The following is a 7,109-nucleotide window of genomic DNA, read 5'->3' on the forward strand; positions in this document are numbered from 1 at the left end:
GAGGCGGTGCAGGCCTCGGACGTGGTGATCACCATGGGCTGCGGCGACGCCTGCCCCTACTTCCCCGGCAAGCGGTACCTGAACTGGCAGCTGGAGGACCCCGCCGGCCAGGGCGTGGCGGCGGTCCGGCCGATCCGCGACGAGATCGAGCGGCGCATCCGCGGCCTGCTCGCCGAACTCGGCATCGAGCCCGCAGCGTGATGGCCACCGACACCGGCGTGCGCATCGCGCCCCTGCGACCCGAACACGCCGGGCAGGTCCTTGCGATCTACCAGCTCGGCATCGACGAGGGCAACGCCACCTTCGAGACCACCGCCCCGACCTGGGAGGCGTTCGACAGCACCAAGCTGCCCGACCACCGCCTGGTCGCGCTCGATGGCGGGCGGGTGCTGGGGTGGGCCGCCGTGGTGCCGGTCTCCGACCGGTGCGCGTACGCCGGCGTCGTCGAGCACTCCGTCTACGTCCACCCCGACACCCGCGGCCGCGGCGTCGGCCTCGCCCTGCTGACCACGCTGCTCGCCTCCACCGACGCCGCCGGCATCTGGACCGTGCAGTCCGGCATCTTCCCCGAGAACACCGCCAGCCTCGCCCTCCACCACCGCGCCGGGTTCCGCATCATCGGCACCCGCGAACGCATCGGCCGCCACCACGGGGCATGGCGCGACGTCGTCCTCGTCGAACGCCGCAGCCTCATCAGCTGACCGCCCTGCACGCTCCGGCCACGGTTTTCACGCAGGCCAGGTAGCACGCACACGGGCCAACAAGCGTACTCAAGGGCCAACTAACGTGCACGGTCACAAATGCTGTGACTGAGCGTCGTAGTTGGCCCGTCCGGCCAGATACACGCTCAGTACCCGGTGGAGCCTGTTAACGGTGTCCCGTACGGTCGACCCGTGATGATCAAAACGGGCGACCCCCGCAGTCTCGGCATCCCGGCCTCCGAGGCACGGTTGACCTTCGATGCGGAACTGCAGGAGCTCGGCGGCGGACCGCGGCGCCGCTTGCTCATGGTCGACGACGAGCCTGCCTTCGAGCTCAGCTTCTACTGCGGCACGTGCCCGCTCCTGTTCCGCCGGCTGGAGACCGCGCGGGAGAAGTTGTCCCTGGAGAGCATGCAGGAACGGCTCACCGGAACGCTGGACGATCCGGACGAGGGCGGCGTGATCGATGCGTTCGGCACGTTGTTGCCGAAGGGCGAGTACCTTCCGCTGCTCTTGGAGGTGGAACCCCGGCTGGTCATCCCCGGCAGAGAGGGCGACTACTTCAGCGGCGAACAGGTTACGACGTGGGGGATCGATCAGTTCTGGGGCCTTCCGGAGTACCCCCACACCGCGTACTACCGGACCTTCGAGACCGCGGTCGACGCGGACGCCCACCTCTACGAGTTCGTCGTGCCCATGGTTCCCCCGACGTGGAACGAGCGGGAGCGTGTCGAGGAATACGTCGCACTCATGGAGCAGGGAACGGTCCCCACGGCGGTGGCGATCTCCACCCTGGACGTGTGCCAGCCCGCCATCGACCGAGGAGACGACTACTTCGTGCACTGGGGCTTGACCCATTTCCTCCTCGACGGACACCACAAACTGGAGGCCGCCGCCACCGCCGGTCGGCCGGTGCGGCTCCTCTCGCTGCTGACCTTGGGCGAAAGCCTGGCCGGAGCGGAAGACACCGCCCGGCTGCCTGCCTTGCGCACGCAATCCCGCACGGCCCGCCGGATCGGGCGGTAGACGTCGGTAAGTGACTCCGGCCAACTACAACACTCAGTGGCCAACCGGTTGCTCAGCTGCGAGTCAGTGGAACCAGACGACGAGGCGTACGTTCTCGGCCCCGTGGACTTCGCTGAGGATGCGCATGACGCTCCAGACCCGGCCCCAGTCGGTGTCGTCCCCTGCGGCTGAGGCGCGCGTTCGTGTCCCTGAGGAGTTGGTCTCCTGCCAGTCCGTGGTGTCCAGCTCGGCCCAGGTCAGCCAGGTAGTCCCGTGCACATCGTGGGGGCCGCCGTAGCCGGCGAACTCAGCTCGCAGCCCATCCGAGGCGTCGACCGGGAAGCCACGATCTTCCGCCAGGGGCCGGAAGCCGAAGGAGTTTCGGACTCCGAAGAGGCAGGCCAGGCCGTCGTAGGCGTTGCCCCTGTTGAGGAGGAAGAGATCGATGCCGACTTCCCATACGGAGTCCTCGTCGTCGGGGCCCCATAGGCGGGCCCCCGGCCGGCATTCGATCATTCCGCTGACGTCGGTCGACATGGAGAGATCCTGCCTGCGCAGGCCAGGAGCCGGCATCTCTTTTTCGCGCGTGTACGCACGTGGCCCGGTCGCGCTCTGGCTCAGCCGGCACTTTTAGCTCAGCAGAGGATTGCCCTGGAGGTTCCCTTCCCCGCACGGCCAGGGTCCCTCGCCCAGGCGGCCCAGCGGTGCACAGAAAAGCAGGACCTCGTTGTCCAGGGAGATGGCGACGACGCCTTCGTCCAGCAGGAGCGCGCGACCGATGACGGCTCGGCTGTCGTCCATGGCGAACAGCTCGTGTCCGGCGAGATCTGTGTCCACGGCGATCAGCTTGCCGTCGCGCCAGAACACCGCGGTTCCCTCGCAGTCCATCGCAGGGTAGGACGTGTAGTAGCCCGTCAGCGCCGGCCCGTCCACGAGGCTGTTGTCTGGTGCGAGCCGCCGGAAACGTGATCTCGATGGCAGGCGATTTTCGAGCTCGGGGCCGCTGGCGCTGCCATTCTTGTCGACGAGCATGGCTCCGTGGCTGGCCCAGCACGCGGTTTCGGCGCCGTCCCGGCCGAAACGGCCGGTCGTGAACGCGCCATAGCCCTGGGATCCGATCAGGAACTGGCCAGGGCCAGCTATCGCCTTTCGGCCGGTGGGAGCGGGAGAGGTGGCCGACACGATCTCGCCGCTGTCCAGGTCGAGGAAGAACGTCCGCCCGATGCCGCCCCGTGTGTCGGTGAAGCTGGCTGCGATCCGGTCCGCCGCTACGAGCAATGGCTCCCAGTGGTCTACGCCGATCTCCTCCGGAACCCAAGGCTCACGCGGCCGGACCTCCCATCCGGTCCGGTCTCCCATCTCCACCACACCCGGGAACGACACCGCACCGAGCACGATCGGCGTCGACCAGAGGCACTCGCCCTCTCGCGTGTACCGGGCCAGGCGAGGATCCGGTGCATACGTGGGCTGGCTTCGTTCCCCACGGACTAGGCGAGAAGCACTGAGAGGGAAGTTCGTGAGTTGATGTCCGCTTCTGGGTGAGGCTGGGGCAAGGCTGCTTACGTCCGCTGGTCAGCCTCGTCCATCAACTCGTCCAGGGCCGCACGCGCGAGAGGGACAAAGTGCCGCTGCATGTCATCCACGTGAAGGCCCGTTTCCGCAGCTGAGGAGCGATAGCGATCCTTCTGCTCATCAGTCAGCGGCCCCCTACTCAGTTCCATCAGGTACTGAATGGGTGGGTGGATGTGCTGATCGATGGCTTCGGCGTACTCGGCGCCAGCCTGCGCGACAGCAGCGGGTCCTTCGAGCTCAACTGTGCTCGCAGCCTGCCGAGTTGCCCGTACCGCATCGATGGCTGCACCACGCCATATGTCATAACGATGCTGGTCATAGGGCTCCAGGGTCAGCCTTGCCAGTTGCCAGATAGCCCCCTGCGCTTCATGAGCTGCATCCATCAAGTTCTTGTAAGCAGTTTGGCGGCGGTCCCGGCGCCACTTCTGGTGCTCCACCCGCAATTCGCGAAGCGCAGCGCGATCTTGTGCGGCCTCTTGGCGTATCTGCTGCCGCTCCAGAGCCTCATTCTTCCGCCGCTCAGTCCGAGCGGTTACAAACGCCGTCAGTCCGCTGCCCAGCAGCGTGCCGACAATCGCAATGGCCGTGGTCATCCAGGTGCTGGTCACAGAGAGACATTGTGAAGCACGGCCTCGCACCCATCCGGGCGATCAGCGCAAAGCCCTCCTCCGTTCAGGCGCCCTCGGCAGGAGGCTGCACTCGAATCCGTCATCGCCCTGACGATGCTCATGCACGCCGACAACAGATCCTGAGAGGAGGTTCGTGGGTTCATGTCCGCTTCTGGGTGAGGCTGGGCCAATGCTGCTGGTGTCGACTACTGCTTCCTGGTGAAGCTGCCAGTGTCGGCTTCGGTGAGGATGCCGAGCTTGACCAGGCGTTTCAGCTTGGCCCGGGTGCCTTCGATGCTCTTCGGCAGCAGTTCGTGGTCGATGGCTTCGCAGACGTCCTTGGCCCGCAGCGGTCCGGACGTGTCGTTGCAGACGGCGAGGATGCGGGGGTAGTCCGGGTGCTCGGGCAGGTCCGGCGCGACGGCCGGGAGCCGGTCGGCGAGGCCGGTGACGGTCTTCCGGGTGATCGCGAGGTGCTCGAGGTGGGTTTCGGCCTCCCGTAGGCGGGTCTGCAGTTCGCCGATCTGCGTGCGGAGGTCGTCGGCCAGGGCCCGGGCGGCGTCCTCCTGGATGTCGAGTGCCTCGAGCAGGGGCTGGATGTTCACACGCCCACCGCCTGTGGCTCGCGCCAGGTGGGGGTGTTCTCGCCGGTGAAGCGGCGGGCCATGACGTGGGTCATGGCCCAGTAGACGCGGGAGGCGGACGAAGCGGGGCGGTGCTCGTAGTCGCGAACCAAGCGCCGGTGCAGTATCAGGATCCCGTAGGTCTGCTCGACCCTCCACCGCTTGGGCTGCGGAACGAACCCCCTCTCCTGTGGGTTGCGCGCGACGATCTCGACGTCAATGCCCAGGCCGGCTCCATGCGCGACGACCTGGTTCTTGAAGCCCTGGTCGACAAGGGCCTTCTCGACGGTTCCGCCGGTGTGTTCGGCGACCTGGTCCAGCAGGGCGACGCCCGCGGTGTTGTCGTGCGTGTTCGCGGCGAGGACGGCCACCGCGATGACCAGCCCGAGCACGTCCACGGCCAGGCCCCGCTTGCGGCCCGGGACCCGCTTTGCCGGATCCCGGCCGGTCGTGGAGGCGGGGACGCCAGCGGCCGCGTGGACACTCTGGGTGTCCAGGACCACCAGGGTCGGGTCCTTTAATCGGCGGGCCCTCTCACGGACCTGGCAGCGCAGGAGTTCGTGGATAACCTGGTCGGTGCCGTCGTCCCGCCAGGCGGCGAAGTAGTAGTACGTCGTGCTCTTCGGCGGCAGGTCGTGCGGGAGGTAGGCCCACTGGCAGCCGGTCCGACCCTGGTAGAGGATCGCGTTCACAATCTCCCGCATCACGTAGGCGCCCTGGTGGCCGCTGACCGAGCGGTGCCGGTCCTTCCACGCCGTGATCACCGGCTCGATCAACGCCCACTGCCCGTCCGATAAGTCACTCAGGTACGGCTTGCGTTCAGTCTCCTCGTCATATCAGCAGATCAGTGACCGGGAACCGGCGGACTCAGACCACACCCACACCATCAGGCGATGCCAGAACCACCTGAAGCCTCACGAACCGGCCTCTCAGAGTCCATTACCAGGGAGGGCAGGGCTCTCCTGCCAACCGTAGCGGATCAAGAAATTCACCCCTAAAGACCTCAATGGCTGCCCTAAGTAGAGGAATTTCCACCTCCGCCCCGATAGCGATCAAGCGCGCCGAGTTTGAGTCGAAGCGAAATTCCAATAGAAGATCGCCTCGACTTCCGTCAATCAACTCTGCAACTTCCATCGAATCGAAGTCGTCGAAGTCGCTCAGGATTGTCATGGCCAAATATTGCCGACCCTGCACAGAAAATTTCCTCACAGCCACCCCTCGAACGTCAAGGCTCCGCCGTTGCGGAGGCTCCATCTAGCTCCCACCTCTGCTGTGGTGTCCACGACATCTAGCGCAGCCCCTCCGTAGCGTGCAGAGGCTGCCGAGATTGTTTGTGCTGGCTGGATTCCCGAGGACGTCCGCAAGGATGGCCCTTCTTGCCGTGTTCAGGGCTTCCTTGTCCTTGAGGCGGTCGGCGCCCTGGAGGTAGGGCTCTATTTTGCTACGTGATCCGCTGATCGCTTAATAGGGTCCGTGCGCTTCTGGGTTGCCCTGCCCGCTTCAGTCGCGTTGCATTTGGGGTTGAATGCCTTGTTTCCCTTTATTGGCATGGGTGCCAGAGCGGTTGCGGACAAGTCAAGGTCCGTGGCATCGGAGAGCGAGCAATTATGGACCAGGAGAGGTGCTGCAGCAAGCACATAGTACGTGTGGAAGTCGTCGACGGTGAGGTTGTGAGTGGTGACGGCGGCCGGGTAGTTGAGGACCGACTGGACGGTGGGGGTACGGCCGTCGGGCTGGATGAGCTGGCCGCCCGGGGAGAAGTCGCCCGCGTCGACCCACTGCTTGCGGGTTTCGTTCCGGTGGGGGTGGCGGCGGGTGGAGGTCAGCTTGGACGGCGGGCCGCGGGGGGCTGCGTCGTCGCTCAGGGCGAGGTCGGTGAACTCCTTGTCGTCCGGGGTGGTGATGGTCGCGAGGACCTTCTTGGGCCGAGTTTTGCCGGTCTGGGGGTCAGTGGCCATGACGGTGTCGCCGACCCTGACGTCCTGGATTTCCTTGGTCGTTCCATCGGCCATCTGGACGCTGGTCCCAGTGGGGAAGCTGTTCAGTTTGCATGCCGGACCCGATGCCGCCTCGGGATTCCGCGCTGACAGCGTCCACGTCGGCGTCAGATTCACTTTTCGCAGCCTTGGCTTCGGTACCGGCAGCATCACTGGCTGATTGTCGACGGCGACATGGAGCAGGTTGCCGACGTCTTCGAGGAGCACAACGCCGAGAGCCATGGTCATGGCTGGGAGGGGCTGGCCGAGTCATTGGTCAATTCCCGAATGCCCGCCAGCGCGGACAAGCTCCACTTCGGATCAGAAGCCGGCACGTTCGTTGTCTCGAGCAGCGACCTCAGGGCCCTCACGGAGCTGGCCGTCCTATTGCACTCCGCCTTCCACAGCCGCGAACTCCTCAGCCAGTGCATCCTGACGGCCGATCCTCGCTTCCTGGACAGATAGGGCTCGTGAGTGGGGCCACAACTGACCGGAACCCGGGGCCGCATCAGGGCTCTGGTCCAATTCTTGGGCTCTGTCGCTATTTTGGGGGTAGTTGGGCAGCTATCAGGCGTGATGGGTGGGGCTCAGATTGCGGACCTTCTACTGCCTGGTGTTGGGGTA

Annotated in this window: 10 protein-coding genes and 1 pseudogene; 4 read left to right on the forward strand and 7 right to left on the reverse strand. The window is 65.7% G+C overall.

All coding sequences use genetic code 11. The features are described from left to right. From AB0O36_RS36770 to AB0O36_RS36780, 3 genes and pseudogenes are all read left to right on the forward strand, one after another. A pseudogene (locus AB0O36_RS36770) lies at positions 1–201 on the forward strand (phosphotyrosine protein phosphatase); the annotation flags it as partial. Further along, a complete protein-coding gene (locus tag AB0O36_RS36775; RefSeq protein WP_365118311.1) occupies positions 201–701 on the forward strand; it encodes an N-acetyltransferase family protein in 501 nt (166 codons plus the stop codon). The pseudogene AB0O36_RS36770 and the gene AB0O36_RS36775, both read left to right, overlap by 1 nt. A gap of 195 nt (positions 702–896) precedes the next feature. Then, positions 897–1,727, forward strand: coding sequence for a hypothetical protein (locus tag AB0O36_RS36780; protein ID WP_365118314.1), 831 nt, complete (start codon positions 897–899; stop codon positions 1,725–1,727). 63 nt (positions 1,728–1,790) lie between these two features. Here the strand turns inward: AB0O36_RS36780 and AB0O36_RS36785 are convergent, their stop codons facing one another. The 7 genes from AB0O36_RS36785 to AB0O36_RS36815 all read right to left on the reverse strand — a co-directional run bounded on the left by AB0O36_RS36785 (position 1,791) and on the right by AB0O36_RS36815 (position 6,734). Continuing rightward, complete coding sequence (locus AB0O36_RS36785; RefSeq protein ID WP_365118316.1) at positions 1,791–2,243, reverse strand: hypothetical protein; 453 nt, start codon at positions 2,241–2,243, stop codon at positions 1,791–1,793. 93 nt (positions 2,244–2,336) lie between these two features. Continuing rightward, on the reverse strand, positions 2,337–3,101 hold the full coding sequence (locus tag AB0O36_RS36790) for a hypothetical protein (protein ID WP_365118318.1): 765 nt from the start codon (positions 3,099–3,101) through the stop codon (positions 2,337–2,339). 164 nt (positions 3,102–3,265) lie between these two features. Next, positions 3,266–3,886, reverse strand: a complete 621-nt coding sequence (locus tag AB0O36_RS36795; RefSeq protein ID WP_365118319.1) for a hypothetical protein — start codon at positions 3,884–3,886, stop codon at positions 3,266–3,268. A gap of 206 nt (positions 3,887–4,092) precedes the next feature. Beyond that, positions 4,093–4,491 (reverse strand): hypothetical protein, encoded by a 399-nt coding sequence (locus tag AB0O36_RS36800; protein WP_365118321.1) that lies wholly within the window; start codon positions 4,489–4,491, stop codon positions 4,093–4,095. Beyond that, positions 4,488–5,315: an IS5 family transposase gene (locus AB0O36_RS36805; protein ID WP_365118327.1), complete on the reverse strand. Its 828-nt coding sequence runs from the start codon at positions 5,313–5,315 to the stop codon at positions 4,488–4,490. Before AB0O36_RS36805 ends, AB0O36_RS36800 begins: the two co-directional genes overlap by 4 nt. A 133-nt stretch (positions 5,316–5,448) precedes the next feature. Then, positions 5,449–5,679: a hypothetical protein gene (locus tag AB0O36_RS36810; protein WP_365118322.1), complete on the reverse strand. Its 231-nt coding sequence runs from the start codon at positions 5,677–5,679 to the stop codon at positions 5,449–5,451. 263 nt (positions 5,680–5,942) lie between these two features. After that, positions 5,943–6,734, reverse strand: a complete 792-nt coding sequence (locus AB0O36_RS36815; RefSeq protein WP_365118324.1) for a polymorphic toxin-type HINT domain-containing protein — start codon at positions 6,732–6,734, stop codon at positions 5,943–5,945. Here AB0O36_RS36815 and AB0O36_RS36820 point away from each other — a divergent pair. Further along, positions 6,681–6,950, forward strand: a complete 270-nt coding sequence (locus tag AB0O36_RS36820) for an Imm51 family immunity protein (protein WP_365118325.1) — start codon at positions 6,681–6,683, stop codon at positions 6,948–6,950. The two genes, AB0O36_RS36815 and AB0O36_RS36820, sit on opposite strands and share 54 nt — an antisense overlap. Positions 6,951–7,109 lie beyond the last annotated feature (159 nt).

The organism is Streptomyces sp. NPDC089799 (assembly GCF_040684755.1).
In the GTDB taxonomy this organism is placed as follows: Bacteria; Actinomycetota; Actinomycetes; order Streptomycetales; family Streptomycetaceae; genus Streptomyces.

Bases quoted from the DNA above. Each gene is read 5' to 3' on its own strand.
- AB0O36_RS36810 (WP_365118322.1), bottom strand. From the start codon at position 5,679: ATGACAATCCTGAGCGACTTCGACGACTTCGATTCGATGGAAGTTGCA.
- AB0O36_RS36775 (WP_365118311.1), top strand. From the start codon at position 201: ATGGCCACCGACACCGGCGTGCGCATCGCGCCCCTGCGACCCGAACAC.
- AB0O36_RS36815 (WP_365118324.1), bottom strand. From the start codon at position 6,734: ATGACCATGGCTCTCGGCGTTGTGCTCCTCGAAGACGTCGGCAACCTG.
- AB0O36_RS36785 (WP_365118316.1), bottom strand. From the start codon at position 2,243: ATGTCGACCGACGTCAGCGGAATGATCGAATGCCGGCCGGGGGCCCGC.
- AB0O36_RS36820 (WP_365118325.1), top strand. From the start codon at position 6,681: ATGGAGCAGGTTGCCGACGTCTTCGAGGAGCACAACGCCGAGAGCCAT.
- AB0O36_RS36780 (WP_365118314.1), top strand. From the start codon at position 897: ATGATCAAAACGGGCGACCCCCGCAGTCTCGGCATCCCGGCCTCCGAG.